This window comes from Saccharopolyspora shandongensis (assembly GCF_900106995.1).
GTDB lineage: Bacteria > Actinomycetota > Actinomycetes > Mycobacteriales > Pseudonocardiaceae > Saccharopolyspora > Saccharopolyspora shandongensis.
Genome location: NZ_FNOK01000006.1, coordinates 1 through 23,977, shown reverse-complemented (window position 1 = coordinate 23,977; position 23,977 = coordinate 1). Strand labels below are relative to the sequence as shown.

Genomic DNA, 23,977 nt, shown 5'->3' with positions numbered 1-23,977 from the left:
CCCCTCAAGCGCGTCGGCCGTCGTGCAGGTTCAGGGTGGGCCCGTTCCAGCGTCGCCGCAGCCATCGGTCGTGGCTGGCGACGACGATGGCGCCGGGCGCGGCGTGCAGGGCGTCTTCGAGTTCGCCGACGAGGGTCAGCGACAGGTGGTTGGTGGGTTCGTCCAGGAACAACACCTGTGGTGGATCGGCGAGCAGCAGTGCCAGGGCCAGGCGGCGGCGCTGGCCGACCGAGAGCGCGCCGACGGGGCGGTCGAGGTCGGCCTGGGCGAGCAGGCCGAGTTCGCGCAGGTCGAGCCGGTGGGGCGTGGCGTAGATCTGCCGGGGGCTCTTGCCGGGGGCGGCGAAGGTGACGTCCTGTTCGAGCAGGCCGACGCGGAGGTCGTGGCGGCGCTGCACGGTGCCGGTGTCGGGCGCCAGCCGGCCGGCGGCGAGGTGCAGCAGGGTGGACTTGCCTGCACCGTTGCCGCCGGTGATCAGCAGCCTGTCGGTGCCGGTGACGTCGAGTTCGTCGATCCACACCCGTCCGCGCACGCCGGCTTCCCTGATCTGCAGCACCACATCGGTGGTGGTTTCGCGGCCGGTGAGGGGCGCGGCGAAGCGCAGCGGGCTCGGCGGTTCGTGGACTTGGGCGGTGGTGAGGTCGTCGAGGCGCTGCTGGGCGTTGCGCACCCGGCGGGAGATCTGCTTCTGGACCCGGCCGCCGGAGTAGTCGTAGGCCATCTTGGCGTTGTCGCGCCGCATGCCGTGGTGGCTGACCTGGCGGGCGGTGACGTCCACGGCGTGGCGCAGGGCGGCGAGTTCGTTCTGCTCGGCGGTGTAGCGCTGTTCCCAGCGGGCGCGTTCGGCGCGTTTGGCGGCGAGGTAGTCGGTGAAGGTGCCGCCGTAGCGGGTGGGGCCGTCCACGGCGGGGTCGAGGTCGAGGATGTCGGTGCAGACCGCGTCGAGGAACACGCGGTCGTGGCTGGCCAGCACGACGGCGCCGGGCAGCGCGGCGAGGTGCTGCTGCAGGAACGTCAGGGCGGATTCGTCGAGGTGGTTGGTGGGTTCGTCCAGCAGCAGCGCGCGGGGCCGGCGCAGCAGCAGGACTGCGAGGCCCAGCCTGCTGCGCTGGCCGCCGGAGAGCGTGCCGATGCGCCGGTCGCCGGTGATGCCGCCCAGGCCGAGCCCGTCGAGGACGACTTCGGCGCGGTGGTCGGCGTTCCAGGTGTCGTGCTGCTGGGCCCAGTCGAGGACTTCGCCGTAGGCGGCGAGGATCCCGGGGTCCGCGGGCGCCTCGCCGAGGGCGTCGGCGAGTTCGGCGAGGCGGGCTTGTGCGGCGCGGTGTTCGGCCAGCGCCTCGTCCAGCGCGGCCGCCAGCGTCGTGCCGGGGGTGAAAGGTGGTTCCTGGTGCAGGAATCCGAGGTCGTCGGGGCGGGCGAGCTCGCCGCTGTCGGGGTCTTCCGCGCCGGCGAGGATGCGCAGCAGGGTGGACTTGCCGACGCCGTTCTCGCCGACAAGGCCGATGCGCTGGCCGGGCGAGGCGGTCAGCGACACCCCGGCGAGGACGGTCCGGTCCGCATAGGACTTGACGAGGTCACGTGCGCGCAGAACGAAGGACGAAGCGGCAGAAACATGGGGCACAGGGCGTCACACCGGGGGGACTCGATGACAATCGCCCGCCGGGCACGATTCGACGCGAACCGGTGGAAGCGGTCGCGGAAGCCTCGGACGCGGGCCTAGCTCGAAGTCAGTTCTTCATAGTGGTGTTGATCTTAGCGGCAAGTCCGCCGCGGATGTCAAGGGAATTTCTGCGCCGTCGTCCGCCAGACGGGGTAGATCCGCTCGCCTGTCGTGGTGATCCAGTCGGCGAGCGGTGCCGGTCGATGTTGGCCTGGGGCCATCGGCTCCCGCACGGGGGGCCCGAGCAGTTCAGGAGATACGTGATCATGCGCCGATTCCTCAGCGTCGCCGTCCTCGCCGCCGCCTTCGCCGGCACCACCGCGGGCCTGGCCCACGCCCAGGACGACCCGTCGAACTTCACGCTGCCCGCCCCGGCGTGCGAGAGCGGCAGCTGCGCCGACTCCAACGGGCAGGACGGGTACGGCCAGGACGGCACGGCGCACTCCGTGGCGACCGACGAAAGCGGGAACCAGTGACGCCGGTTCGCCCGTAGCCGAGCTGTTCGGGGGCCTGCTCCACGCGGAGCAGGCCCCCGACGCTGTCCGCACCGCCGCTAATTCGGTTGCCCCGCCGCAAGATTCGGGTGTAGTGCTTGTCCAATGATGCAGCAGAACCACACCGGCGACACCGCGGTGCTGTCGGACGGCGCCACGACGGTGTCCTACGTCCCGAACGGGATGCCGCGCACCGCGCGGGTGCTGGGAATCGACGGACCTGGCGCGTTGGATCTGCTCCGCGCGGAGTTGCCGGGGTGGAAGCTGTTCGCCACGCCGGAGCACGGCGAGGTGCTGGTGCGCGCAGGTGCGCGGCTGAAGCGGCACGCGCATGCGATGCGGCGGGATCTGCGGGCCGACCCTCCACCGCGCGAGTGGGCGGACCTGGTCCCGGCGGCGCCGCTGCGGCTGGTGGACTGCGATCGCCCGGCGTCGGAACTGCTGGCGCCGTGGCGTGAGGCGTACCCGCCGGATCACCCCGACCGGGGCTCCGGCGACGACCAGCAGGTGCTGGTGGAGCTGCTGCAGCCGCTGCTGGCCGGCCGGGTGCTGGGGCCCGTGCTGGGGTGCAGCGCATTGGTGGTCGACGCCGGCGACCAGGTCGCGGCCGGGCTGGTGGTCAACGATCGCGATGGCGTGCCGTGGGTGGGCGATGTGTTCCGCCGTCCGGCGGCGGAATTCGCGGGCCTGGGCGGGCTGCTGCTGCGGCGCGCGATGGCATGGTTGAGCGCGCAGGGCCGGCATGAGGTGGGTTTGGCCGTCACGGTCGGCAACCCGGCGCAGCACGTGTACGAGCGGCTCGGGTTCGCCGTCACCGACACGACGATGACCGTGGAAGTCCCGTGACCGCATCCCCGGACCGGCCGCCGCCGCGGGGATGGCTTCGGTCATACCGCGGGCGGCGTGCGGCCGGAGCGGGTTAGGATGGCGGTGTGATTCGCAGTTCGTGCTTCGCGTGGTGGCGCTCCGGTTAGGAGCGGCCATCTCAGCACGCACGTCTCGGGCCGTTCGGATGGACGGCCCTTTTTCGTGTTCTCCACGCGTCGCGGGCCCCGGCCGGACCCCGCCACCAGACCGAGGAGAACACCATGACCACCGTGATCGAGACGTCCACCGCCGCGCGCCGCAGCGCCGAGCTGGAAGAGCAGATCACCTTGCGCCCCAACGACTTCCGAGTGCTCACCGGCGACCGCCCGACCGGGCTGCTGCACCTGGGCCACTACTTCGGCACCCTGCACAACCGCGTCCGGTTGCAGCGCCAGGGCGTGGAGATGATGGTGATCATCGCCGACTACCAGGTGCTCACCGACCGCGACGTCGCCGAGCACCTCGGCGAGCACGTGGACAACCTGATGCTGGACTACCTGGCCGCCGGGATCGACCCGCGGACCGCCACGATCTTCACCCACAGCGCGGTCGCGGCGCTCAACCAGCTGCTCCTGCCGTTCCTGAGCCTGGTGTCGGTCTCGGAGCTCAGCCGCAACCCCACGGTCAAGGACGAGATCAACCACTCGCGGCAGGCGGCCGTCAGCGGCCTGATGTTCACCTACCCGGCGCACCAGGCCGCCGACATCCTGTTCTGCAAGGCCAATCTGGTGCCGGTGGGCCAGGACCAGCTGCCGCACCTGGAGCTGACCCGCACGATCGCGCGCCGCTTCAACGACCGCTACGGGCGGCTGCTGCCCGAGCCGGACGCGCTGCTGTCGCCGGCGCCGCTGCTGCTGGGCACCGACGGCACCAAGATGAGCAAGAGCCGCGGCAACGCGATCACGCTATCGGCCACCGCCGATGAGACCGCGCGGCTGATCCGTGGCGCGAAGACCGACGCGCAGCGCCACATCACCTACGACCCGCAGTCGCGCCCGGAGGTCTCCAGCCTGGTGCTGCTCGCGGCCCTGTGCCTGGGGCGCGATCCGCACGACGTCGCCGCGGACATCGGTTCGGGTGGCGCGGCGGAGCTGAAGCGCACCGTGACCGAGGTGGTCAACGAGTACCTGGCGCCGATGCGGGAACGACGCGCCGCCTTCGCGCAGGATCGCGGCGATCTGCGCCGGATCCTGCGCGAGGGCAACGAGCGCGCCAACGCCATCGCCGAGGCGACCCTCGCCGAGGTGCGCTCAGCGATGGGCACCCGCTACTGAGCGGGTCAGCTGCCCGTCGCGCATCACGGCCACGTCGTCGACCTGGTCGAGGTACTCGGTGTCGTGGGTGACCATGACGGTGGCGACCTGGTGCTGGCGGGTGACCTCGGCGAGCAGCTCGACGATCTGGCCGCCGCGCTCCTGGTCGAGCGCGGCGGTCGGCTCGTCCACCAGCAGCACCGCGGGCCTGCCGGTGAGGGCGCGGGCGATGTTGACCCGCTGGCGCTCACCACCGGAGAGCTGGTGCGGCCGCCGGTGCTGCTTGCCGTCGAGCCCGACCGCGGCCAGCGCTTCGACGGCCGCGCGGCGCTGCCGCCGCACCGGAACGCCGCGCATGTGCTGGATGGCGAGCAGCTGTTCGGCGGCGGTCAGCGAACCGAGCAGGTTGGGCTGCTGGAAGACGATGCCGATCTTCTCCAGCCGCAGCCGGGCCCGCTGCGCCGCGGACAGACCGACGGCGTCGACGCCGTCGACGACCACGCGGCCGGAATCGGGGCGCAGCAGAGTCGCGGCCACGGCCAGCAGGCTCGACTTGCCGGAGCCGGAGGGCCCGACGACGGCCAGCACCTGGCCGGGCTCGACCTGCAGCGACACCTCGTCGAGAGCGGTGAGTACGCGGTCGCCGTCGGGGTAGGTCAGGCGGACATCGGTCAGGGTGAGGCTCATCGGGCTGCTCCCAAAGCGGTCAGCGGGTCGACGGAAGTGATGCGCCGGACGGCCAGGACGGCACCAGCCATGCCCAGGACGATCATGGCGATGATGGGCAGCACCGTCGTGGCGGCGGTGAGCTGGAACGGCACGGCCTGCACCGCCAGCGCCCCCAGCCCGACCCCGACCGCACCACCGACACCGGCGCCGAGCACCAGCACGATCGCCGACTGCGCCAGCGCATCCCGCAGCAGGTAGCCGGTGGCGCCGCCGAGGGCCTTGAGGATCGCGATGTCGCCGCTGCGCTGGATGGTCCACACGGTCATGAACGCGCCGATGACCAGCGCGGAGATCGCGTACAGGAAGCCCTGCATCATCAGCAGCGACCCGTTCTCCGAGGAGTAGGAGCCGATGGCCGACAGGCTGCCGCCGGTGGTCGCCGTGGTGGTGCCCGCTGCGGCGTCGGCCTGCGCCGGATCGGTGGTCACCTCGGCGGCGATGACGGTGGCCAGCGGCGCGTCGACGCGCGGGGGCCGCAGCTCCGACCAGGTCTCCAGCGCCGTCCACGCCACCGGCGTGTGGCTGTAGTAGGCGTTGTCGGCGATGCCGCTGATGGTCAGCCGCTGCGTGCCCGCCAGCACGCTCTGCCCGACGGCCAGGTCGTTGTTCTCGGCGAGCTCGCGGCTGATCACCAGCGTGCCGGGCGTGACCGCCTCGGGCGCGAGTCCGTCGGCGGAGCGCACGCCGAAGATGGTGGCGGCCGTGCCGCCGGTGGCGGTTTCCAGGCGGGTCTGGGTGATGCCCAGCGGTGCGGCGCGCTGCACGCCGGGCGCGGCGCGGTAGGCGTCGAGCTGGGCCTGGGTGACCGAGGAGTCGGCGAAGGACTGCTCGGGGGCTTCGGCACTGGCCGTGCCGAAGGCGATGTGGGTGGTGGGCAGCTGTGTGATGGCCGAGGTGGACTGGTGGGCCAGGCCCGCGGTCAGTCCCGACAACAGCACGATCAACAGTGTGATCAGCCCGACCACCGAGCCCATGAGCGCGAACCGCCCCTTGGCGAAGCGGATGTCGCGGATGGCGAGGAACACGGTGTTCTGCTTTCCGGTCGTGGTCGATTCCGGCTTCCAGCCTCGCCGCGAACGGCCCTGTTGCCATCGCCGCGTGGATTGATTCCGCGGCTGCCGCGCGGTGCACCCCGATCTCAACCGAACGATCGATGCCGCGCCCCGGCTGCGATGTCTAGAAAGGACCCTGGCGAGCACCGTCCGCCCCGTCCACCCACAGGCCTTAAGGTGTCCACAGTGTCCGAAACGTCGTTGCCCGCCGGTCCCGGCCCGGTGGCGATCCTGCGGTTGATGCGGCTGGTGTTCCACGCGGGATTCCTGCTGCTGCTGTGCATCGCCACCACGCGGGTGTTCCTCACCCACCCCGCCGGCCCGGCCGGCTGGCTGGCGGTGGCCGGCGCGGTGCTGCTGACCGCCGTGTACGCCGCGGGCGCGGCGGTGCGCCACGCCCTGCACCGGCGGTGGCTGGCGATGGCATGGCTAGCGGCGGTCACCGCGGTGTGGGCGGGCCTGCTGGTGATCAGCCCGGACTTCTCGTGGCTGGCGTTCCCGCTGTTCTTCCTGCACCTGCACCTGCTGCGCGGGCGGCACGCGCTGGTCGCGGTCGTGGTGGTCACCGCCCTGGTCGTATCGGCCCAGGGCTGGCACGCCGGGACCTGGAGCGTGGGCATGGTGCTGGGCCCGGTCGTCGGGGCCGGGGTGGCGGTGGTGATCACCTGGGGCTACTCGGCGATCTACGCCGAGAGCCAGCGCAGGCAAGCCCTCATCGACGACCTGACCCGCACCCGCGCGGAACTGGCGTCCTCGCAGCACCAGGCCGGGGTGGCCGCCGAGCGGGAACGGCTGGCCAGGGAAATCCACGACACCCTCGCCCAGGGCCTGTCGAGCATCGTGCTGCTGCTGCGCGCGGCGGACACGGCGCTGCCACCGCAGGCGGACAAGGCCCGCGCCCGCATCACCGAGGCGCAGCGCACCGCGTCGGACAACCTCGACGAGGCCCGCCGCTTCGTGCGGGACCTGCGCCCACCGTCGCTGACCGGCGCGGGACTGCCGCAGGCGCTGCAGAGGTTGTGCGAGGACACCGCGAGGGAATCGGGCATCCACTGCCGCTTCCAGACCGACGGCGTACCCGTGCAGTTGCCGTCCGGCTACGAGGTGGCGCTGCTGCGCGCGGCCCAGGCCAGCCTCGGCAACGTCGTCCGCCACGCCCACGCCCACACCGCGGTGGTCACGCTCGGGTTCCTCGACACGGAGGTCACCCTCGACATCTACGACGACGGTGCCGGTTTCGACCCGGCCGCGGTCCGGCCCGCACCGGATGGCAGCGGATATGGGCTGATCGCGCTGCGGGAACGCATCGGCGCGCTGGGCGGGCGGCTCGCGGTGGAGTCCGCGCCCGGCGACGGCACCGCGGTGGCCATCCGGCTGCCGCTGACCGACGAGGAGATCCGGTGATGGCCGAAGCGTTGCGCATCCTGCTCGTCGACGATCATCCGGTGGTCCGGCGCGGACTGCGGGCGATGTTCGACGACCGGCCGGACATGACGGTGGTGGCCGAGGCCGCCGACGGGCAGGCCGCGCTGGACGCGCTGGCCGGCACCGAGGTGGACATCGTGCTGATGGACCTGCAGATGCCCACCGGCATGGACGGCGTCACCGCCACCCGCCGCATCACCGCGGAGGGCGGCCCGCCGGTGCTGGTGCTGACCACCTACGACTCCGACGCCGACATCCTCACCGCCGTGGAAGCCGGCGCCACCGGCTACATGCTCAAGGACGCCCCACCGGAGGAGCTGTGCCAAGCGGTGTGGCTGGCTGCGTCGGGCCAGACGGCGCTGGCACCCGGCGTGGCGGCACGGCTGCTCGGTCACCTGCGCCGCCCGCAGCCCGCGTTGAGCCCGCGCGAGGTCGAGATCCTGCAGCTGCTGGCCCAAGGCCTGTCCAACCGGGCGCTGTCGAAGGCGCTGTTCATCAGCGAGGCGACCGTGAAGACGCACCTGGTGCACATCTACGACAAACTCGGCGTGGACAACCGCACCGCGGCGATCACCACGGCGTTGCAGCGCGGCATCATCCGGCCCCGGTGACCGCCTCGACCAGGAACGCCGGACGCCACCAGTAGTCGGCCAGCCGCCGGGTGGCGATCCCGGCGAACCCGGCCTCACGCAGCAGCGCCTCCCAGGCGTCGATGGCCAGCTCGTAGTTGGTGGGCGCAGCGGTGCCGAACTTGCCGAGGATCACCGGCAGGATGAACCCGGCGCCGACGAGATCGCGGTCACCGTCGTACTCGCGCAGGCCGCGCTCCAGCCGGGCCAGGCAGTCGCGGAACCACGCGGGTTCCCACACCGAGGCGACCTCCGGGACGTCGAACTCAACCAGCACGAACCGGTCGGTGTGCGCGGCGATCCAGCGCAGCACCCGGGCCTTGTCGGCCTCCGGCAGGGATTGCAGCGCGAAGGTGGACTGCACCAGGTCCCAGCGCCGGGTGTGGGTGGCGGTGAACTCCTGGGCGGTGCACGGCCACGCGAGGTGCGGGATGCCGCGTCGCGTCAGCTCGGCGGTGGTCTCGGCCAGCAGCGCGGCACTGGGCTCGACGACCCCGACGGCGGGGCGGTGCTCGGTGAGCGCGGGCAGCAGCGCCATCCCGTCGCCGGTACCGATGTCGAGCAGCCGCTGAGGCCGGTGCCGCCGGTAGAGCTCGCGCAGCGCGCCGGAGGTGGCCTCGTAGAGGCCGATGTTGCCGCCGCCGCGGATGAACGCCCGGAATGCCGCGGGGGAGTCGTAAACGCTCGCGGCATCGCCACCAGCGGTGATCACGGCCAGCAGTCGCGCCAGTTCGCTGTCCGGGTCCAGCGCTCCGGCCTGTTCGGCGGCGCAGTGCGCAGTGGTGGCGTCTCCGCTGCTGTAGGCCCGGATCGCCGCGCACAGCGCGGTTTCGGCGTCGGTGAGGATGTCTGCGGGGCGGGTCTGGTGGATCAGGATGTGCTCCTCGTTCAGGCGGGACCGTCGAGATAGGACTGCCCGCGCGAGGACAGCCGGAAGCCCGATTCCTGGGGCTCGACGAGGCCGAGCTCGCGCAACTGCCACACGTCGGATTTGCAGCGGGACGCCGGCCGCCCAAGGCCGGCGGCGAGTTCGGTGGGCCGGAGCCCGGGGCGCTGCCGCAGCACTTCCAGGACGGCCTTGGTCCACGGCCCGCGCGGGGAAGAGACGTCCAGCCGCGCCAGCCGCCGGTCGATCTCGGCGCGTTCGCGGGGACGCAGCTCCACCGGTTCCGGCGGCGGCTCGGGCGCGGGGCCCGCGTAGCTGAGGGCGAGGCGGTAGACCGCGCCGCGGCCGTGCTTGTCCAAAGAGGACCGGAGCCCGGCGGCGGAGGCGAAGCCGGCGCGGTGGGCGTCGGCATCGGTGATCCGGGCTGGATCGACCTCGGCGACCTCGTCGACGCCGATCACCCCGACTGCGGTGTGCAACCGCGAGCCGGCCCGCGCCAGCGGGCTGGGCCAGCGCTGGAACGCCAGGGTGATCTCGCCGGCGGCCACGCCCCGCAGGATCCGGTTGCTCAACACCACGCCCACCACGCTAGTACAGGTGCCGCAATCACCGATCCGGGCGGATTGTGGCGCCCACGATGATCACGAAACGGGGTCGTCAGCTTCCGCGCGCCCGCCGGAACAGGGGAGAATCGGGACATGTTGCAGGTCTGCCTCAACGGCGCGCGATCGCCGCGCGAGCACTTCCACCTGCCCGTGCGTCCGGAGGAACTGGCCAAGGCCGCCGCGGACAGCATCGCCGCCGGCGCCACCGACATCCACCTGCATCCCAAGGCACCCGATGGGGCCGACAGCCTCGACCCGCACGCGGTCGCCGCCGCGCTGCGCGCGGTGCGGGCCGCCGCGCCCGGCGTGGGGGTCGGCGTCACCACTGGAGCCTGGACCGCGCCCGACACGGCCGACCGGATCCGGGCCATCCGGGCGTGGACGGTGCTGCCCGATCACGCCTCGGTGAACTGGCACGAACCCGGCGCGGACGACGTCGCGGCCGTGCTGCTGGAGCGCGGTATCGGTGTCGAGGCGGGCATCTACTCCGGCACCGACGGCGACCACCAGTTCCTGCGCTCCCCGCACCGCGGCCGGGTCTTGCGGGTGCTGGCCGAGGTCACCGACCTGACCGCGCGCGGCGCCCCGGCGACGGCCGAAGCACTGCTGGAGCGGCTGCGCCCGGCGGCGACACCGATCCTGCTGCACGGCGAGGCGGCCGGCGCGTGGCCGGTGCTGACCATCGCGGCCCGCCGCGGGCTCGCGACCCGCATCGGCCTGGAGGACACCCTGCTGCTGCCCGACGGGCAGGTCGCCGCCGACAACGCCGAACTGGTCGCCGCCGCGACCCGGATCATCGCCGAGGAGAGCTCATGACCGCAGTCGACCACCAGCAGCTCGTCGGGCTCATGCCGTTCGCGGTGTCGCTGGGCGTGCAGATCGACTCCGCGAGCACCGAGGAGGTCTGCGGGCACCTGGACTGGGCACCGCAGCGCTGCACGGCAGGAGGAGTGCTGCACGGGGGAGCGGTCATGGCGCTGGCCGATTCGATCGGCGCGATCTGCGCGTTCCTCAACCTCCCCGAGGGTGCGCACACCGCCACGATCGAATCGAAGACGAACTTCTTCCGCGCGCTGCGCGAGGGTGCGCTGCACGCGGTCAGCCGCCCGCTGCACGTGGGCCGCACGAACATCGCGGTGCAGACGGAGCTGCTGGACGACGACGGGCGCCGCATCGGGCACACCACCCAGACCCAGGCCGTGCTCTCGGCCTGATCCCACGCCGCCGACGAGCAGGCATATTTCCGCTCGGCTATATTGACGGGGTGGCAAGTACCTTCGAAGTCCTGGCCGAACCGCACCGCCGGGACATCCTCGACCTGCTGCGCACCGGCGAACGAGCCGTCGGCGACCTCGTCGACCACCTCCCGCTGAGCCAGCCCACGGTGTCCAAACACCTCAAGGTGCTGCGCGAAGCAGGCCTGGTCGAAGTCCGCCAGGACGCCCAACGCCGCTGGTACCGGCTGCGTCCCGAGCCACTCGCCGAAATCGACGCCTGGCTGGCGCCCTACCGGCAGATGTGGCACGAACGCCTCGACGCCCTGCAACGCCACCTCGACGCCATGTCCGACCCGGAGGACACCCAGTCATGAACACCGACACGTCTGTCACGATGATCGGCGACCGCCCGGTCCTGCGCCTGCAACGCCTGCTGCACCACCCGCCGGAGAAGGTGTGGCGCGCCATCGCCGACCCCGCCGAGCTGACCCACTGGTTCCCGGCCCGCATCGACTTCGACCAGCCCGTCCCGGGCGCCAAGATGCGCTTCACCTTCGACGGCTCCGACGCCGCCGACGAGGGGGAGATCCTCGAAGCCGACCCGCCGAAGGTCTTCGCCTTCCGCTGGGACACCGACGTCATCCGCTGCGAACTGCTCCCGCGCCCCGAAGGCTGCCTGCTGGTGTTCAGCCACGCGCTGCACGGCCCCGACAGCGACCGCCCGTCGATCGCCCGCCACGCCGCCGGCTGGGACGCCTGCCTCGACAGCCTCGCGGCCGGGCTCACCGGCACGACCGCCGAGTTCTCCATGCAGACCTGGTTCGAACGCGCCGAGGCCTACATCGAGCAGTTCGGGCTCGGCGAAGGCGAACTCCACGAGACCGACAACGGCTACGAGATCAGCTTCGAACGCGACTTCGTCCAGCCCCCCCACGAGGTCTGGACGCTGATCACCGGCGACAGCAACCCCACCACAGGCGCCCAGCCACCGCTGGAGAGCACCCACGGCTACGGCGAGGCCGGCGCACTCACCGCCGTCGAAGCTCCGAACACCCTGGAATACACCTGGCAACCAGGCGGCACCGTGCGGTTCCAGCTGCGCGACCAGCACCCGATCGGCACCCGCCTCACACTCACCCACACCCTGCCCACCGCACAGGCTACGGAACGCGCCACCCTCCTGGCGGCATGGCAGGTCTACTTCGAGAGCGTGTTCGCGACCCTGCACGGCGACATCCGCTGCCCCTGGCCCGCCGACCGCACCGAGCAGCTGCGCGAGCACTACGCGCAACGCCTCGGCCTGGGCTGAATCGAAGCCGACCAGCCCGAATCGCCCCGCGCGCGGTTCCTTAGGATCATCGAGCCCGGTGGAAGCCGAGCACCCACGACGCCCGAAGGAGTACCCGCGATGATCTTCATCACCGCCAAGTTCCGCATCCGGCCCGAACACGCCGACCGGTGGCCGGAGATCGCAGCTGACTTCACCCAGGCGACCCGCGCCGAGCCCGGCTGCCTGTGGTTCGACTGGTCCCGCAGCCTCGACGACCCGAACGAGTACGTCCTGGTCGAAGCCTTCCGCGACGACCAGGCCGGCGCCGCGCACGTCCAGTCCGAGCACTTCAAGCAGGCCCAGCAAACCCTGCCGCCGCACCTCGCCGAGACCCCGCGAATCGTCAACGCGACCGTGGACCAGCAGGACTGGTCGCTGCTCGGCGAGATGGCCGTGCAGGACTGACCCGCTGTGGTGTCGTGCGTCCAGGCACGCACGACACCACAGCCATCGTCACAGCTCGGCCAGCAGGGCGGCGACCAGATCCGGACGGGACCAGTGGGGGCAGTGCCCGGTCGGCAGCTCCACGACCTCGACCGCGTTCCACCTGACCGAGCCCGACACCAGCTCCGGCATCCGGTCGGCCACGCCCCGCACGAAGGTCGCCGGTACCTCCCGCCACGCCGCCGCCTGCACACCCTGCCCGCTGACCACTGGATTGCTGGGCCGCAGCAACGAAATCGCCTCCTCGGCCCGCGCCGCGGAACAGTCGTGGAACAACGCCTCCCGTGCGGAATCCGCGGTCAGCTCCAGCAAGCCGTCCGCCCGCCACCGCACCGCCTCCCGCGCCCCGAGCTCAACGGCGGGCGGGGGAGCGAGATCGGTCAGGCTCTGCCCGGCATCGGGCATCGCGCCGCAGAGGTACACCAGCCGCCGCACCGCCGGATGCCCGGCCGCCGCCTCGGTGATCACCGCACCGCCATAGGAGTGCCCGCACAACACCACCGGTTCGATCGCGGCGTCCAGGAGCTCCCGCACCAGGGCGGCATCGTCGTGCAGATCACCGGCGGCATCGCGGATGCCACCGAACCCGCTGGGCAGATCCGCTACCGAGCATGCGATCCCCACGCCTTCCAGATCCGCGACGACATCACGCCACGACCAAGGGCCCAGGAAGCTGCCGTGCACCAGCACCACCGCCATGCCGGGAGCCTAACCGGCATCTTTTGACATGCAGCCGATCGGCTGCCTATATTCGGGCAGCCAACCGGCTGCACTTTTGGTAGGTGACATGGACGACGTGTTCAAAGCACTGGCCGACCCCCACCGTCGCCAACTGCTCGACAACCTGAACGCGCACAACGGCCAAACCCTGCGCGACCTGTGCAGCGGCCTGGACATGGCCCGGCAATCCGTGAGCAAGCACCTCGCAGTGCTCGAAGCCGCCAACCTCGTCACCACCGTGCGACGCGGCCGCGAAAAGCTCCACTACCTCAACGCCGAACCGATCAACGCCATCACCGAACGCTGGATCAACCAGTACGACCGACACCGCATCCGCGCACTCGCAGACCTCAAAACCGCACTGGAGCAACCCGTGAACAACCCGGAATTCGTCTACACGACCTACATCAACACCACACCGCAACAGCTCTGGCAAGCCCTCACCGACCCCGCCTTCACCCGCCGCTACTGGGGCCTGACCATCGACACCGACTGGCAACCCGGCTCCACCATGACCTGGCACGTACCCGGCACCACGATCACCGACCCCGCCCAGCTCGTCCTCGAAGCCGACCCCCACCGCAAACTCGCCTACACCTGGCACACCTTCACCCCGCAATGGGCCGAAGGCAGCGGCATCGACGACGACACGCTCACCACCATCGCCGCCGAACCCCGCTCCAAGGTGACCTTCGAAATCGAACCCCTCAGCGACATCGTCAAACTGACCGTGATCCACGACGGCTTCGAACCCGACAGCACCGTGCTCGGCATGATCACCCAAGGCTGGCCCGCCCTGCTCTCCAGCCTCAAAACCCTGCTGGAAACCGGCGAAGCACTACCCGACGCCTAACAACACCTCACGCATCGAACCGCAACGGCGTCAACTGCTCGATGTCATGACGCCGCCGCAACTCCGCCACCGCCGCATCATCCACACCACCCGGAGCCTCCAAGAGCTCCAACAACTCCTCGAAGTACCGCTCGTGATGCGACGGCGGCGACGACTGGAAGAACATCCGCGCCGCAACCTCACCACGATTGGCGAACGCATGCGGACACCCCGGCGGCACGAACATGACACTGCCCGGACCAGCACGACAAACCCGCTGCCCCGAATCGCCCTCCCACTCCGACCAGCTGTCCCCACCACGCACGACCGGCTCGAACGCCAGCAGCTCCAGCTCACCCTCCAGCACGTAGAACAACTCCTCGCTGCGGGCATGCACATGCGCACCGACGTCGAAACCCGGCGGCACCACGACCTCGAAACTCGACGCCGCCATCGAATGCACCCCCGTGACCTTGAACGTCACGTCCTGCGCACCCGTCACGATCCGCTTCCCATGACCAGGCGGAACGACCAAACCCTGCATCAGCGCTGAACCTTCCCCGAATCACCAGGCCACCGGCAGATCAACCGGACCGCGGATCATCACGTCCTGCCGCCACCGGACCTCCTCCGGCGGCACCGCCAACCGAAGCCGGGGGAGACGCTCCACCAAACCCCCCAGCAGCACCTGCGACTCCATCCGCGCCAACAACGGCCCCACGCAGTAATGCGGCCCATGCCCGAACGCCACATGCGGAATCTCCGCACGCCCCAGATCGAACCGCTCCGGATCCGGGAAGACCTCCGGATCCCAATTCGCCGTCACGTACGAAACGTGCACGACGTCCCCGGCCCGAATCCGCACCCCCCGGATCACCACGTCCTCCGTGGCCACCCGCGGCTGCCCGACACCGCGCTTGTGCGGGATGAAACGCAGCAGCTCCTCCACCGCATGCGGAACCAGCCCCGGCTCCGCCACCAACCGATCCCGCAAACCCGGCTCCGTCAACAGCACGTACACCATGTTCGAACTGTTGTAGCGAACCGCGTGCCACCCGTTCAGCGACACCAGCACCACCAGCGCGCCCAGCTCCTCGTCATCGATCTCGCCACGATCGCGCGCATCACCCAGCACCGTCAGCAGATCATCACCCGACGACCCGCGACGCCGCGCCACCAACTTGTGAAAGTACGCGTACAACTCGTCCTTGATCCGACCGTTGCGAGCCACCTCCGACTCGTCGCGCGCCATGCTGAACAACGTCTCCGCGCACCACATCAACCACGGCCGATCGGCCTCCGGAACACCCACCACGTCACCGATCATCGCCATCGGGAAGGGCGCCACCACGTGCTCCACCAGATCGGCCGGCGACCCCGCGCGCACCAACGCCGCAATCCGCTCGGCCATCACCTGCTCAGCACGCGCCCGCAACCGCTCGACGTTGCGCTGCGCGAAGACCTTCGCCGCCACCCGCCGAATCCGCGCATGCCCCGGCGGATCCGCATAGCTCACCGCCCGGTCCAACGGGATGATGTGCTTCGTCATCCGCGGAAACGGCTGCCCCGCGATCGCCGCCCGGCTGAACCTCGGATCCGAGGTGACGAACTTGACGTCCTCGTACCGCGTCACCAGCCACGCCTCACCCGACCCGAACTGCATCCGGATCCGCGCCACCGGCTCATCCCGCGAGAACGCGGCCAGATCCGGATCGAACCCCACTCCGGCGATGTTCGGCGGCACGTAGCACCGCACCGGACACCGATCCGACATCAGCGACCTCCCAACGGACGCGCAACCGCCACCCGCTCACCCCGGGGACGCGCGATCGTCGCCTCCGGCCCCGAAACCCAACGGCCGACGGCCATCTCCGCGCTGATCCCCGGACCGAAACCGGCGATCAACCCACGCGCCCGATCCGGCACCGAACCCTCGTCGAACATCCGCAGCAACGCATCGAGCACAACGCCACTGGCGATGTTCCCGTACTCCGTGAGCGTCGCCCGGCTGTACCGGAACGCCACCGGCGGCACCCCCAAGAACTTCGTCAGATCGTCGAGGATCCGCGGCCCACCGGCGTGGACGATGTAGAAGTCCAGCCCCGCGACATCCCACCGATGCCGATCCGCCAACGCACGCAGCGCCGGCGCCAGCGGCTCCATCGTCGTCGGCACCCGCTTGTCCAACCGGAAGTGGAAGCCAGTCGCCTTCACCTGGTAGGAGATCCAGTCCTCGGTGTTCGGGATCATCGCCGCGGCATTGCGCTCCAGCAGGACCCCGCTGCCACCGGAACCCCGCACCACGGCAGCCGCGACGGCATCGCCGAACAACCCGTTCGACAGCAACGAACCGATGTCGTGATCGTCAGGCTGGTAGCACAGCGAGCAGAACTCGCAGGCGACGATCAGCGCGTTCAAGTCGGGGTAGGCGGTGCAGAAGTCGTGCGCGCGGTTGATCGCCGCGCCACCAGCAGCGCACCCGAGCTGCGCGATCGGCAGCTGCCGCGTGTCGTGGCGGAACCCCATCGAGTTGATCAGCCACGACGTCATCGACGGCATCATGAACCCGGTGCACGAGACGTACACCAGCAGGTCGATGTCCTCGGCGCGCAACCCCGAATTGGCCAGCGCCCGAGAAACGACGGCCGGCACACGCAGCTTGGCCTGCTCCTCGTAGATCCTGTTGCGCACCTCGAATCCCGGGTGCTGCAACGTTTCGGAGATCGGCCGGATGAGGTGGCGCTTGCGGACCCCGGTGTTGCTGATCAACCGCAGGGCGAGGGGGAGTTGCGGGTGATCGGCGTGGACTCGACGGGCGTGCTCAAGAGTTTCCTCCACGGTGATGACGTGCTCGGGAACGGCGACCGCCGGTCTGCACAGAACTGCCACCAATGCCTCCAGACGTACGAGCCAACCTGCTGCGAAGCCGAATTGGTTCGGCACTCATCATCCGGTGCGGCGCGAGGAAGGGTCGTCCGTGAAGGGCCGTTTCCCCCGGCATAGCCACTGATGGGAGGACGCGGCCATGGTGCGTGACTAACTCACGTGAATGCCCAATGAGATTCCGGGCACGCCAGCACGATTCATCTTTGAGAGCAAGGGGAGTGGGGCGACTCCGTCGCGCAAGCCATCAACACATCGCGATGCGTCTACCTCTTCGCGGTGTTGATCTCGGACGGGACGGCAAGGGGAGAGGCGGCTGATTCCGGTGATCAGACGCAGATTCCTCGCCGATGCAAAACCTGGCGCGCCGGACAAGGTGTGCAGCGCGCATGTCACGGCACGAGCAGCCTTTCCGTCGCTCGGGATGCAGGGGCGTTGATGAACGTGGCGGACTCGGCGTGCCGTCAGTTCGTGCGATGACGCGACCGGCCCGTAGTCGGAGCCCGAGGATCTGGGGTAGTGGTCGGGCGGAGCCTCAAACACGTTACTTAACATAATGTACATTATCGGCGTTTTAACGACCTGCGGAGACGGCAGCCAGAAGGGCCTGTTTACCAAGCTTCCGCGCCAAATGTCGCCGAGCCAGACAATGCCGCTTGGTGATCCGGCGGCGGCGCCGAGGTCGCGTCGAGCGCTGAGTGCGACATCGGCCGCGGGATTGCGTCGTGCGCCGAGTTGGCGGTTGGTCGGCACGGTGTCGCGAGGCTTGGCCGCCACAGCCGCCTTGCGGAGCGCCGAGTTTGGCGAGCTGCGGTCTCGGGGGCCGGCGAAGGTCCTCCAGTCGCCCATCCGGCTCGATCTACCAGGGTCCCGTTGCCGCACCTATTAACGTCACAGTGACAAAATCAGGTAGGCGGGGACAGGGCATCCATTTGCGGAGCATCATCGCTTCAATCCGCCGGATCATGATCCACATGATTCACGGCGGGCTGAGCCGGATCCGCCTGGCGCGCCATCTGGAATGACCCGGCCGACGATTCGACCTGTCGGCAAAGCACATGGTGTGCCGATGCGGAGCCGTTGAGTGGCGTGGGCCGCGAAAGAGCCGATCGTCCCGGGCGAGCGATTATCGATCCCCCGGGAAGGGGTCGGCTCTCTCACCACACCACGTCTCCATTTGATGGATAATCAACGTTATCCATCAAATGGAGAAAGTAAGGCGCATACCGAAAGTCCTTGTTCGCGCCGCCCGGACTCGTCGCCAATCCCCCGTACATCCGTTCCTGGAAGCCGCTTCCTCGATCACTCCGGGCAGCAAGCTCCCCCTGTACCTGCAGGAAAGGCTCATCCCCTCCGCCCCTACGAGGCCGCAGTCCCCTCTCCCCATGCATCAGAGCGCGGCTGCGCGGTCGGCACGTAGGCTGCCCTACCCTGCCGCATCGTCCCCCGGTCGTCCACGGAGGTCACGTCGTGGAGCGGGCGATCAGGACCGGGCACGGGGCCATGTGCAGCAGGGCACGGCTGGTCGAGCCCAGCAGCATGCCGGTCATGCCGCCTCTCCCCCTGCTGCCCACGACGATCAGCTGCGCCTGCCTGCCGTGTTCGACGAGGTAGCGGACCGGCCGGTCCCGTTCCACCACGCGGTGCACCTCGACGTCCGGGTACTTCTCCCGCCAGCCGGCCAGGCGCTCGGCGAGCACCGCTCGCTCGGTTTCGTCGATCGATTCCCATTCCCGGTCGTCGTCGCGGGCGAGCCAGGGCTCGACTTCGACGTCCATCCAGACGTGCACGGCCACCAGCGGCGCGTGGCGCACCGAAGCCTCCTCGAAGGCCGCGGCAACGGCTGCCTCGCCGACGCGGGACCCGTCGACGCCGACGAGGATCGGCCCCGGATCGGCCGGTTCGACGTCGCGAGCACGCACGACGACCACCGGGCACTCGGCGTGCATGGCGACCGTCTCGGCCGTGGACCCGACCATCATGCCCCCGCCTTCACCGAGGCCCCGGATCCCCACGATCACCCGGCGGCCCTGTGCGGACTCCTCGACGAGAACGGCGTGCGGGGCGCCCCGGCGCAGTTCCGACGTCGTCTCGACGCCTGGTGCGACCTCGTCGACCTGCTGTGCGGCCACGGCCAGCCAACGGCGTCGTGCGGACTCCTCGGCCGCACGCGCCTTGTCCGGTAGCGACTCCGCTCCGACTGAGATCAACCGCAGCGGCACGCGGTGCAGCGCGGCGTCGGCAGTGGCCCACCGGACGGCGTTCAGCGCCGACTCGGACCCGTCGACGCCCACGATGTTCGCCTTGCGCATACTCGTCTCCTTCCCCAGACCGACCGTAAAGCCGCGGCAGAACCGCACAAGTCGGGCGTTCCCGGAGGACTCCGTGCCCGTACCGCGGTAGGTCGGGCGACGGGCATCAGGGCACTTCGTCACCTGCTGTTGGAAGGCACTTGGACTCTCACCCGGCGGACTTCGAGCGGTCACAGTGGCAGCATCGAAGGTGAGGAGTCGTGCATGCGAACGTTCCCCGCGGCCTTCGGGTTGACATCTGGGCAGACGGAGCAGGTCGTCCGGCTGGCCGGGATGGCTCCGTCGCTGCACAACAGCCAGCCGTGGCGCTTCCGGGTCCTGCCTCACCTGATCGAACTGCACGCCGATCCGAAGCGGCACCTGCCGGTCGCCGATCCGGAGGACCGGGAGCTGCGGTTGGCGTGCGGGGCGGCGCTGTTCAACCTGCGGCTCGCCCTGGAGCAGGCGGGCATCCGGCCGGTGGTGACCTTGCTTCCGCGCTTGGCGGCTGCCACCGCGTTGGCCGAGGTGCGTAGCGGTGGCCACGTGGATCAGCGCCCGGAAAACCTCCGGTGCTACGAGGCGATCACCGAGCGGCACAGCCATCGGCAGCCGTTTCGGAACATCCCGGTGTCCGCAGCGGACCGGCACTTGCTGATGCGTGCCGCTCATGAGGAGCAAGCGTGGCTGCATGTCGTCCAGCCAGGTGAGCAGGGCACGCTTGAGGGCTTGGTGCATCGCGCGCATCGAGCGCAGATGGCCGACGCCCGCTTCCGAACCGAGATGGCCGCATGGATCGGGCGCACCGATGACACCACCGAGGGTGTGCCGGTGTCGGCGGCGGGCCCCAAGCCGGAGCCGAAGGACCAGTGGGTGCACCGCGATTTCACCGCGGGGCACACCGAGCGCTCGCCGGGAACGGAGTTCGAGTCCAATCCGCTGCTGGTCGTGTTGTGCACCCGGCACAGCGGCCGGGAGGCGGACCTGCAGGCTGGGCAGGCTTTGCAGCGGTTGTGGCTGATCACGACGGCGCAGGGGCTGGTCGCCTCGATGATCTCCGAGGTCGTCGAGGTGCCGGAGACACGTGAAGAGCTCCAGCGGATGCTCGGTGGGAACGTGGTTCCGCGAGCGCTCCTGCGAATCGGGCACGGTGCGCCGTCGGTGCCCTCGCCTCGACGCAACGTGGGCGACATGCTCGTCGACGATGTTTCGGGAGCGTTCGAGAGCTGAGCTTCGTCCGGGACCACTCCCCTGCGCTCCTCGCATCCTGGTGACGAACGGTTCATGAGCACCGTCAGTACGGCGCTGTGTCGTTCACCCGATCTGCTCGGTCCACCCAACACCCCTCGACCGGCGCCTCGCCCACCAGCTCCATGCCGAGTTCGGCGAAGAACGCCGCGGCGGCCTTGAGGTCGTCGACGACGATGCCGACGTGATCCATCCGCTTGATCGTCATGCTCGGTCTCCTTCGTGCGGCACGGCCGGGGTGGCCGCATCTGCCCGTGGGTCGGAGCCGCCGGGCCATTCTCGGCAGCCTCTTCTCCGAGACCTCCTACCGCACGGCCCGGGGTGCGATCGGCTTGGCGGGGCTAGGACTGGATCGTCCACGGACCTTTGTGCCGACGAAACACCGGCGACCTGGAACAGCGCTCCTCGTAGCGTTCCTGCAGGCGGCTGTAGTCGTGGTCGGGAAAGAGGATGGGGAACGCCTCCAGCGTCCTGTCCAGCTGGCTGACCATCGTCTGGAACTCCCCGTCGCAGAGGTCGACATCCATGAAGAGGTACTGCCAGAACGGGGCTCCCTTCATGAGGAGCAGGTTCTCCAGGTAGGACTGGTAGTCGAGTTCCAGCGGCTCCAGTCGCTCGCGGTTCATGTCGTAGAGCCACAGCTCCCGGTTTTGGGCGCCGAAAGGCACCCGCAACGCGGTGAGGCGGCCAGATCCGGGTGCCTCCTCCAGCGTCTTCAGCTCCGGGGGCAGCCGTTCGTCCACATAGGGCAGGCCGTAGTCGGACAGGCAGTTCCGGAGATCTTTGAGCGCGAACTCCCCGTAGATGTAGTGGTCGTCGGAGTGCCATGTGACGTGGATGTGATCGGTGCTGAGCAGGTAGTCCTGGACGCCCTCGACGGCGTCGTCACCCCAGGCGGTGCCGATCAGCGCGACATCGCCGGCTGAGAGCGCCCGGGGCGGGCCCGATCCGATCTCGCTGGTGCGCATGACGACGTCCGGTGTGGAGCGGAGTTCCTCGACGTGTGCGCGGACGCGGTCCTGGTAGTTCATGCCCGTAGATCTTTGCTCAGACCACGACCGTCAACGCATTGCCCCGCATTCGGCGACGCGATTCGATGTCCCGCTGCTGCCTGAATGCGAGGTGAGCGCGTTTCGGGTCGGTAAAGCACCTCGTCGACCCATTGCACCGGCAATACTTCCGCTACCTGGGCCGGCTCGTGAACGGCGATCTCGGCACCTCCACGGCGACCCGGCACCCGGTGCTCGGCGATGTGCTCGCGGTGCTGCCCGCGACGGCCGAGTTGGTGCTGCTGGTGGCGTTGCCAGCCGCGACGTTCGCGGCGCTGCGGCACGGGGCGGCCACCGACGCGGTCAGCCGGATCCTGGTCGTCATCACCGCCGGGCTGCCGACCTTCTGGCTGGGGCTGCTGCTGCAGTGGCTGCTCGGCACCAAGCTGGAGATGCTGCCGATCTCCGGCCGGTTCTCGGCGGGCGTCGAAGTGCCGACTCGCACGGGCATGGCGATGCTCGACGCGTTGCTGGCCGGTGACCTCTACGCGTTCTACGACGCGCTCCAGCACTTCGTGCTGCCCGCGTCGGTGCTGGCCGTCCCGGTCGCTGCTCAGCTGTTCCGGTTGCTGCGCGCGGAATTGCTGACCGTGCTGGCCCGCGAGCACATCACCGTCGCCAGGGCCAAGGGCGTGCCGATGCGGCGGTTGGTGCGCGGGCACGCGGTGCCGAACGCGATGGGTCCGGTGCTGACGCTCACCGGCATCGAGGTCGGCATCCTGGTCGGCTCCGCGGTGCTGGTCGAGTCGATCTTCGGGCTGTCCGGCGTCGGCGCCTACCTGCAGAACGCGGTGGAACAGCGGGACATCTTCGCGGTGCTGGGCACCGTGACGGCGATCGGTGTGCTGGTCGTGCTCGCCAACCTCGTGACCGATGTGGTGCAGCTCGTGCGGGATCCGCGGCTGCGCTCGACCCGGATGGGCGGGTGAGGACCGTGCCGCAACTCATCAGGTCGACCCGGCGGAGCGCGCTCGACGCGATCGTGATCGCGCTGGTCTGCGTGGTCGTGGCCACCGCGTTGCTGGGGCCGCTGCTGGCGCCCGGGTCGGTGTTCCGCTCCAACGTGCTGGAAGCCCTGCAACCGCCCAGCGCGGCGCACTGGTTCGGCACCGACGACCAGGGCCGGGACGTGCTCTGGCGGCTGGTGGCCGGGGCCCGCGAAACGCTGCTGGCTGCGATGCTCGTGGTGGCCAGCTATTCGGCCATCGGTTGCCTGGTCGCGGTGCTGGCCACCGTCGGCGGCCGGTGGCTGGACGAGGTGCTGATGCGGGTCACCGACATCGCGCTGGCGCTGCCCGGGATGGTCGTGGCTCTCGGCTTCGCCGCCGCGATGGGGCCGAGTTTGAAGAGCGCGATCATCGCGATGATCCTGGCCGGGGTGTGACCCAGATACGCTCCAAACCCGCCACGAGATGATCTTGGGCTAGGCCGTCGCGACGTCGTGCCGCGTAGGTCAGAGAACCGCAGGACAGTCCGGGCAGGAGAACAGGAACTCGCGCGGCACGAACCCGGCGGTGCCGGCCCGCTCGGGTGCGCCGCGCCATCGCCATCCGGCTTCCGTGTCAATTCTGTCCGTGTTGCTGTGTGGGACGTCGGGGCCCCGGACAACTGCCCGGCCTCCGCTCAGCGCTTCCGCCAGTGCTTCCGCTCAGCGCTTCCGCCAGTGCTTCCGCTCAGCTCTTCCGCTCACTCAGGACGCAGAACTCGTTGCCCTCCGGGTCGAGGAGGGTCACCCAGTGCTGCTCGTCCTGCACGGTGTCGGCGCGCCGGGCACCGAGGGAGAGCAGCCGGGCGACCTCGGCCTCCTGGTCGTCGGGGCGGAAGTCGGGGTGGAGCCGGTTCTTCGACGTCTTGCCCTCGGGGACAGGCACGAAGAGCAGCCCCGGCATCTGGTCCGGCTCAGGCCGGATCTCGATGATCTCCTCGGATTCGTCGGCCACTACCCAGCCGAGAGCCTCGGCCCACCAGCGCCCGAGAGCGACGGGGTCGGCGGAGTCGACGATGATCTGTTCCCATTCCAGTGCCATGGGCCTGAGCATAGACAGGACCGGCGGCCCCGTTACCTTTTTCGTAGCTCCTGATCTAGGAGTTGTGGTCGCCAGGTCCGGCATGACTGACGCCCCCAGTCGTAGGCATGATCCGGGGGGTGGTGTCACCGGGCCTGGTGGCATCGACCGACCGCTGATAGGGACACGGCCGCCTGCTGGGCAGGTCTCGTCGTAACGTGGGTGCCGGCGCTCGATGCTCGACCGGCGACCACCCGAGACAAACGAACGGCACGGTGGATGAGCAGCGATTTCGGTGTGTTCCTCGGCCTGGACGTAGGGAAAGGCGAGCATCACGCAGTGGGCGTGGCTCCGGAC

Annotated in this window: 27 protein-coding genes; 14 read left to right on the top strand and 13 right to left on the bottom strand. The window is 69.8% G+C overall.

From position 1 onward, the window contains the following. Window positions 1-4: 4 nt before the first annotated feature. A complete protein-coding gene (locus BLW84_RS08170; protein ID WP_093263193.1) occupies window positions 5-1,621 on the bottom strand; it encodes an ABC-F family ATP-binding cassette domain-containing protein in 1,617 nt (538 codons plus the stop codon). Between the two features lie 305 nt (window positions 1,622-1,926). On the opposite strand from BLW84_RS08170, the gene BLW84_RS08165 reads away from it, so the two are divergent. The 3 genes from BLW84_RS08165 (at window position 1,927) to trpS (ending at window position 4,295) form a co-directional block, all read left to right on the top strand. Continuing rightward, complete coding sequence (locus tag BLW84_RS08165) at window positions 1,927-2,136, top strand: hypothetical protein (RefSeq protein ID WP_143060891.1); 210 nt, start codon at window positions 1,927-1,929, stop codon at window positions 2,134-2,136. A gap of 123 nt (window positions 2,137-2,259) precedes the next feature. Next, on the top strand, window positions 2,260-3,000 hold the full coding sequence (locus BLW84_RS08160) for a GNAT family N-acetyltransferase (protein ID WP_245761016.1): 741 nt from the start codon (window positions 2,260-2,262) through the stop codon (window positions 2,998-3,000). Between the two features lie 242 nt (window positions 3,001-3,242). After that, window positions 3,243-4,295, top strand: coding sequence for a tryptophan--tRNA ligase (gene trpS / locus BLW84_RS08155; protein WP_093263188.1), 1,053 nt, complete (start codon window positions 3,243-3,245; stop codon window positions 4,293-4,295). Here trpS and BLW84_RS08150 read toward each other — a convergent pair. Together BLW84_RS08150 and BLW84_RS08145 are read right to left on the bottom strand one after the other, a co-directional pair. Then, the gene (locus tag BLW84_RS08150; protein ID WP_093263186.1) at window positions 4,272-4,961 is read right to left on the bottom strand and encodes an ABC transporter ATP-binding protein; all 690 of its coding nucleotides are present in this window, start codon (window positions 4,959-4,961) and stop codon (window positions 4,272-4,274) included. The two genes, trpS and BLW84_RS08150, sit on opposite strands and share 24 nt — an antisense overlap. Next, the gene (locus BLW84_RS08145) at window positions 4,958-6,028 is read right to left on the bottom strand and encodes an ABC transporter permease (protein ID WP_093263183.1); all 1,071 of its coding nucleotides are present in this window, start codon (window positions 6,026-6,028) and stop codon (window positions 4,958-4,960) included. Before BLW84_RS08145 ends, BLW84_RS08150 begins: the two co-directional genes overlap by 4 nt. A gap of 213 nt (window positions 6,029-6,241) precedes the next feature. On the opposite strand from BLW84_RS08145, the gene BLW84_RS08140 reads away from it, so the two are divergent. Further along, a complete protein-coding gene (locus tag BLW84_RS08140) occupies window positions 6,242-7,459 on the top strand; it encodes a sensor histidine kinase (RefSeq protein WP_218157236.1) in 1,218 nt (405 codons plus the stop codon). Next, window positions 7,459-8,091 (top strand): response regulator, encoded by a 633-nt coding sequence (locus BLW84_RS08135; RefSeq protein ID WP_093263178.1) that lies wholly within the window; start codon window positions 7,459-7,461, stop codon window positions 8,089-8,091. Before BLW84_RS08140 ends, BLW84_RS08135 begins: the two co-directional genes overlap by 1 nt. Here the strand turns inward: BLW84_RS08135 and BLW84_RS08130 are convergent. Continuing rightward, entirely contained in the window at window positions 8,075-9,091 is a 1,017-nt protein-coding gene (locus BLW84_RS08130; protein WP_177226355.1) for a methyltransferase domain-containing protein, read from the bottom strand. The two genes, BLW84_RS08135 and BLW84_RS08130, sit on opposite strands and share 17 nt — an antisense overlap. Next, entirely contained in the window at window positions 8,998-9,573 is a 576-nt protein-coding gene (locus BLW84_RS08125) for a hypothetical protein (RefSeq protein ID WP_093263690.1), read from the bottom strand. The genes BLW84_RS08130 and BLW84_RS08125 overlap by 94 nt, the downstream gene beginning before the upstream one ends. 120 nt (window positions 9,574-9,693) lie before the next feature. On the opposite strand from BLW84_RS08125, the gene BLW84_RS08120 reads away from it, so the two are divergent. The 5 genes from BLW84_RS08120 (at window position 9,694) to BLW84_RS08100 (ending at window position 12,552) form a co-directional block, all read left to right on the top strand. Then, window positions 9,694-10,416 carry a 3-keto-5-aminohexanoate cleavage protein gene (locus BLW84_RS08120; protein ID WP_093263172.1) on the top strand — a complete coding sequence of 241 codons (723 nt, stop codon included), beginning with the start codon at window positions 9,694-9,696 and terminating at the stop codon, window positions 10,414-10,416. Continuing rightward, window positions 10,413-10,814, top strand: coding sequence for a PaaI family thioesterase (locus BLW84_RS08115; protein ID WP_093263169.1), 402 nt, complete (start codon window positions 10,413-10,415; stop codon window positions 10,812-10,814). Before BLW84_RS08120 ends, BLW84_RS08115 begins: the two co-directional genes overlap by 4 nt. Window positions 10,815-10,864: 50 nt before the next feature. After that, window positions 10,865-11,191, top strand: a complete 327-nt coding sequence (locus BLW84_RS08110; protein ID WP_093263166.1) for an ArsR/SmtB family transcription factor — start codon at window positions 10,865-10,867, stop codon at window positions 11,189-11,191. Then, a complete protein-coding gene (locus tag BLW84_RS08105; RefSeq protein WP_093263163.1) occupies window positions 11,188-12,126 on the top strand; it encodes an SRPBCC family protein in 939 nt (312 codons plus the stop codon). Before BLW84_RS08110 ends, BLW84_RS08105 begins: the two co-directional genes overlap by 4 nt. Before the next feature lie 99 nt (window positions 12,127-12,225). Next, window positions 12,226-12,552 carry a putative quinol monooxygenase gene (locus BLW84_RS08100; protein WP_093263160.1) on the top strand — a complete coding sequence of 109 codons (327 nt, stop codon included), beginning with the start codon at window positions 12,226-12,228 and terminating at the stop codon, window positions 12,550-12,552. Window positions 12,553-12,600: 48 nt separating this feature from the next. Here BLW84_RS08100 and BLW84_RS08095 read toward each other — a convergent pair whose 3' ends face one another. Next, on the bottom strand, window positions 12,601-13,290 hold the full coding sequence (locus BLW84_RS08095; RefSeq protein WP_093263158.1) for an alpha/beta fold hydrolase: 690 nt from the start codon (window positions 13,288-13,290) through the stop codon (window positions 12,601-12,603). A gap of 88 nt (window positions 13,291-13,378) precedes the next feature. Between BLW84_RS08095 and BLW84_RS08090 the strand changes: the two genes are divergently transcribed. Next, a complete protein-coding gene (locus BLW84_RS08090) occupies window positions 13,379-14,164 on the top strand; it encodes an ArsR/SmtB family transcription factor (protein WP_093263156.1) in 786 nt (261 codons plus the stop codon). Window positions 14,165-14,171: 7 nt separating this feature from the next. Here the strand turns inward: BLW84_RS08090 and BLW84_RS08085 are convergent, their stop codons facing one another. The 4 genes from BLW84_RS08085 to BLW84_RS08070 form a co-directional block, all read right to left on the bottom strand. After that, window positions 14,172-14,645, bottom strand: coding sequence for a cupin domain-containing protein (locus tag BLW84_RS08085; protein WP_245761015.1), 474 nt, complete (start codon window positions 14,643-14,645; stop codon window positions 14,172-14,174). A 63-nt stretch (window positions 14,646-14,708) separates the two neighbouring features. Beyond that, entirely contained in the window at window positions 14,709-15,917 is a 1,209-nt protein-coding gene (locus tag BLW84_RS08080) for a cytochrome P450 (protein WP_177226354.1), read from the bottom strand. Continuing rightward, complete coding sequence (locus BLW84_RS08075; RefSeq protein ID WP_093263150.1) at window positions 15,917-17,032, bottom strand: type III polyketide synthase; 1,116 nt, start codon at window positions 17,030-17,032, stop codon at window positions 15,917-15,919. Before BLW84_RS08075 ends, BLW84_RS08080 begins: the two co-directional genes overlap by 1 nt. A 1,457-nt stretch (window positions 17,033-18,489) precedes the next feature. Continuing rightward, window positions 18,490-19,338: a universal stress protein gene (locus tag BLW84_RS08070; RefSeq protein WP_093263148.1), complete on the bottom strand. Its 849-nt coding sequence runs from the start codon at window positions 19,336-19,338 to the stop codon at window positions 18,490-18,492. Window positions 19,339-19,542: 204 nt separating this feature from the next. Between BLW84_RS08070 and BLW84_RS08065 the strand changes: the two genes are divergently transcribed. Continuing rightward, window positions 19,543-20,547: an Acg family FMN-binding oxidoreductase gene (locus tag BLW84_RS08065; RefSeq protein ID WP_093263145.1), complete on the top strand. Its 1,005-nt coding sequence runs from the start codon at window positions 19,543-19,545 to the stop codon at window positions 20,545-20,547. 64 nt (window positions 20,548-20,611) lie between these two features. Here the strand turns inward: BLW84_RS08065 and BLW84_RS08060 are convergent, their stop codons facing one another. Together BLW84_RS08060 and BLW84_RS08055 are read right to left on the bottom strand one after the other, a co-directional pair. After that, window positions 20,612-20,773, bottom strand: coding sequence for a VOC family protein (locus BLW84_RS08060; protein WP_218157235.1), 162 nt, complete (start codon window positions 20,771-20,773; stop codon window positions 20,612-20,614). Window positions 20,774-20,906: 133 nt separating this feature from the next. Then, a complete protein-coding gene (locus BLW84_RS08055; RefSeq protein ID WP_093263143.1) occupies window positions 20,907-21,596 on the bottom strand; it encodes a hypothetical protein in 690 nt (229 codons plus the stop codon). Window positions 21,597-21,727: 131 nt separating this feature from the next. Between BLW84_RS08055 and BLW84_RS08050 the strand changes: the two genes are divergently transcribed. Together BLW84_RS08050 and BLW84_RS08045 are read left to right on the top strand one after the other, a co-directional pair. Beyond that, entirely contained in the window at window positions 21,728-22,543 is an 816-nt protein-coding gene (locus tag BLW84_RS08050; protein ID WP_093263140.1) for an ABC transporter permease, read from the top strand. A gap of 5 nt (window positions 22,544-22,548) precedes the next feature. Then, window positions 22,549-22,998: an ABC transporter permease gene (locus BLW84_RS08045; RefSeq protein ID WP_143060889.1), complete on the top strand. Its 450-nt coding sequence runs from the start codon at window positions 22,549-22,551 to the stop codon at window positions 22,996-22,998. A gap of 289 nt (window positions 22,999-23,287) precedes the next feature. Here BLW84_RS08045 and BLW84_RS08040 read toward each other — a convergent pair whose 3' ends face one another. Then, window positions 23,288-23,641 (bottom strand): VOC family protein, encoded by a 354-nt coding sequence (locus tag BLW84_RS08040; protein ID WP_218157234.1) that lies wholly within the window; start codon window positions 23,639-23,641, stop codon window positions 23,288-23,290. Window positions 23,642-23,977 lie beyond the last annotated feature (336 nt).

Bases quoted from the DNA above. Each gene is read 5' to 3' on its own strand.
- BLW84_RS08165 (WP_143060891.1), top strand. From the start codon at position 1,927: ATGCGCCGATTCCTCAGCGTCGCCGTCCTCGCCGCCGCCTTCGCCGGC.
- BLW84_RS08160 (WP_245761016.1), top strand. From the start codon at position 2,260: ATGATGCAGCAGAACCACACCGGCGACACCGCGGTGCTGTCGGACGGC.
- trpS (WP_093263188.1), top strand. From the start codon at position 3,243: ATGACCACCGTGATCGAGACGTCCACCGCCGCGCGCCGCAGCGCCGAG.
- BLW84_RS08150 (WP_093263186.1), bottom strand. From the start codon at position 4,961: ATGAGCCTCACCCTGACCGATGTCCGCCTGACCTACCCCGACGGCGAC.
- BLW84_RS08135 (WP_093263178.1), top strand. From the start codon at position 7,459: ATGGCCGAAGCGTTGCGCATCCTGCTCGTCGACGATCATCCGGTGGTC.
- BLW84_RS08120 (WP_093263172.1), top strand. From the start codon at position 9,694: ATGTTGCAGGTCTGCCTCAACGGCGCGCGATCGCCGCGCGAGCACTTC.
- BLW84_RS08115 (WP_093263169.1), top strand. From the start codon at position 10,413: ATGACCGCAGTCGACCACCAGCAGCTCGTCGGGCTCATGCCGTTCGCG.
- BLW84_RS08105 (WP_093263163.1), top strand. From the start codon at position 11,188: ATGAACACCGACACGTCTGTCACGATGATCGGCGACCGCCCGGTCCTG.
- BLW84_RS08100 (WP_093263160.1), top strand. From the start codon at position 12,226: ATGATCTTCATCACCGCCAAGTTCCGCATCCGGCCCGAACACGCCGAC.
- BLW84_RS08095 (WP_093263158.1), bottom strand. From the start codon at position 13,290: ATGGCGGTGGTGCTGGTGCACGGCAGCTTCCTGGGCCCTTGGTCGTGG.
- BLW84_RS08090 (WP_093263156.1), top strand. From the start codon at position 13,379: ATGGACGACGTGTTCAAAGCACTGGCCGACCCCCACCGTCGCCAACTG.
- BLW84_RS08080 (WP_177226354.1), bottom strand. From the start codon at position 15,917: ATGTCGGATCGGTGTCCGGTGCGGTGCTACGTGCCGCCGAACATCGCC.
- BLW84_RS08070 (WP_093263148.1), bottom strand. From the start codon at position 19,338: ATGCGCAAGGCGAACATCGTGGGCGTCGACGGGTCCGAGTCGGCGCTG.
- BLW84_RS08065 (WP_093263145.1), top strand. From the start codon at position 19,543: ATGCGAACGTTCCCCGCGGCCTTCGGGTTGACATCTGGGCAGACGGAG.
- BLW84_RS08060 (WP_218157235.1), bottom strand. From the start codon at position 20,773: ATGACGATCAAGCGGATGGATCACGTCGGCATCGTCGTCGACGACCTC.
- BLW84_RS08055 (WP_093263143.1), bottom strand. From the start codon at position 21,596: ATGAACTACCAGGACCGCGTCCGCGCACACGTCGAGGAACTCCGCTCC.
- BLW84_RS08040 (WP_218157234.1), bottom strand. From the start codon at position 23,641: ATGGCACTGGAATGGGAACAGATCATCGTCGACTCCGCCGACCCCGTC.